Source organism: Pseudoalteromonas sp. TAE79, assembly GCF_000498015.1.
GTDB lineage: Bacteria > Pseudomonadota > Gammaproteobacteria > Enterobacterales > Alteromonadaceae > Pseudoalteromonas.
On sequence record NZ_AUTL01000201.1, the window covers coordinates 1 to 1,884 of the forward strand.

General features: G+C 40.3%; 4 protein-coding genes and 1 pseudogene. 1 reads left to right on the top strand and 4 read right to left on the bottom strand.

Annotation, left to right across the window (positions count from 1 at the left end; genetic code table 11):
- The coding region (locus L655_RS0115130; RefSeq protein WP_024603875.1) for an IS5 family transposase at positions 1-587 on the top strand (587 nt) is incomplete at its 5' end.
- On the opposite strand, the gene L655_RS0115135 is transcribed toward L655_RS0115130, so the two are convergent.
- From L655_RS0115135 to moaC, 4 genes and pseudogenes are all read right to left on the bottom strand, one after another.
- A complete protein-coding gene (locus tag L655_RS0115135; protein WP_024605470.1) occupies positions 556-912 on the bottom strand; it encodes a hypothetical protein in 357 nt (118 codons plus the stop codon). The two genes, L655_RS0115130 and L655_RS0115135, sit on opposite strands and share 32 nt — an antisense overlap.
- Before the next feature lie 127 nt (positions 913-1,039).
- Positions 1,040-1,498: a molybdopterin synthase catalytic subunit MoaE gene (gene moaE, locus L655_RS0115140; protein ID WP_024605471.1), complete on the bottom strand. Its 459-nt coding sequence runs from the start codon at positions 1,496-1,498 to the stop codon at positions 1,040-1,042.
- A complete protein-coding gene (locus tag L655_RS0115145; protein ID WP_024605472.1) occupies positions 1,498-1,797 on the bottom strand; it encodes a MoaD/ThiS family protein in 300 nt (99 codons plus the stop codon). The genes moaE and L655_RS0115145 overlap by 1 nt, the downstream gene beginning before the upstream one ends.
- Positions 1,775-1,884 (bottom strand): annotated as a pseudogene (gene moaC, locus L655_RS0115150) (cyclic pyranopterin monophosphate synthase MoaC); the annotation flags it as partial. The pseudogene moaC and the gene L655_RS0115145, both read right to left, overlap by 23 nt.

Here is a 1,884-nt window from a genome sequence, read left to right on the forward strand (position 1 = left end):
CTATCTACAGACGGTTTAATTTATGGTCCAAAAAAGGGATTTTGAATGAACTGTTTCGCGCATTATCTCGTGATGCGGACATGGATTGGGTCTTCATTGATGGCAGTATTGTCAGGGCTCATCAACATAGTTGCGGTGCAAGAACTGCTGACAATGAATCAATTGGAAAGAGCCGAGGTGGAAATTCTACGAAAATTCATCTTGCAGTCGATAGCGGAGGGTTGCCTGTTTATTATGAATTATCCTGTGGAAATACGCATGATATCGTCCATGCAGAGTCACTCGTAGCTAATTGCCCAACAAGTAATATGGTTGTCGCAGATAAAGGCTACGACAGTGAAAAACTGAGAGCGTTTGTTCGTGATAATAACGCTACACCCGTTATTCCACGTAAGGGCAACAGTTTAGTAGGCAATGAAGATATTGACTGGTGCATGTACAAATATCGGCACTTGGTTGAGAATGCATTTGGCCGTATTAAGCAATATAGAGGGATAGCCACGCGGTATGAAAAGCTTGAACGAAATTATCATTCAATGCTCGCTTTAGCATTTACTATGATGTGGCTACCAATGTGGGCTGATTGATATATGTACTACAAAGATCAACAGCCCCTAGTGTATTTTCATTTTGGGACTTAAACTGGTTAATTAACTCTGGAAGTGAGGTTACGTAATTTTCATTATCTAAAATGTTACCTTCCATTTTGCTAATATTATTTACACTATCAATTGATGTATATGTTCTAACAGTAATAAATAAAGCTAATACGGCTATACAAAAGCTTACTGTTGATATGGTAAAGCTCAGTAAATCTTTACCTTCTTTTAAATCATATACCCATACAGCAAGAAAAGCTGAAAGTAGAACAAGTAATAATATTGTAAAATATAACATTTTTGATGTGCGCATATGTCTTCCAGACTTGGGTCGAGCTAACAATCTAATATTGCTGATTTATAACACGAAAAACGCAGACTTCACACGCAAACTGAGAGCTATATAACCTCTGTAGAGCACAAGTAATGAAATATCTGCATCACTTTTCCCACTTATCCAGCGCTTGTTTGTCACTTTGTTTAAACTCAACCCAATTTGATGAGTCTTTAAAGTGCTCTTTTTTCCAAAACGTGGCGTGGTTTTTTAAGTAATCCATAATAAATTGTGCGCCTTCGAACGCGGCTTGGCGATGGCGGGACGTTACGCCTACAAATACAATTTGCTCGCCAAGTGCTAAGTAACCAACGCGGTGAATAATACATATTCGCGCCAGTTGCCAGCGAGTTTGTGCTTGCTCTGCAATAGATTGAAGGAGTTGCTCGGTCATACCAGGGTAGTGTTCAAGCTCAAGTGCAATAACGTTATCGCCACTGCTGAACTCTCTTACCAAACCTGTGAAGGTGACAACAGCGCCATCGCTTTTATTATTACTACAAAGCGTATTGTGCTCGTCACCTACATTAAAATCATCGGTTTGTACTTGAATATGTATGCTCATTAGCCACCTGTAACCGGCGGGAAAAAGGCAAGCTCATCCCCTGCTTTCACTATTTCGTCGCTTGATGACATAGTTTGGTTAAGCGCTGCAAGTAGCTCACGCTCTTCCAGCCACGGTTGCCAGTGCGGGTATTGACTCACTAATTTTAATTTAAGCTCTGAAATAGTAAGCGGCTGCGTAATCTCAAGACTTAATTTACTGCACTTTAACCGCTCTTTTAGTTGCCCAAAAAACAATAACTCTACATTTTGGGCGCTAGATATTGCATCGTTTGGATTAATCGCGTTGCCAACTACCATTTTTGCCCCCTGCTTTTTGAGTAACGCGCATGCCGCTAATTTCCATTAGTGGGTCGGCTGCTTTACACATATCAAACAAAGTAAGGC

What these genes read in the sequence shown, in the direction of transcription:
- L655_RS0115135 (WP_024605470.1), bottom strand. Translation starts at nt 912, where the DNA reads ATGCGCACATCAAAAATGTTATATTTTACAATATTATTACTTGTTCTA.
- moaE (WP_024605471.1), bottom strand. Translation starts at nt 1,498, where the DNA reads ATGAGCATACATATTCAAGTACAAACCGATGATTTTAATGTAGGTGAC.
- L655_RS0115145 (WP_024605472.1), bottom strand. Translation starts at nt 1,797, where the DNA reads ATGGTAGTTGGCAACGCGATTAATCCAAACGATGCAATATCTAGCGCC.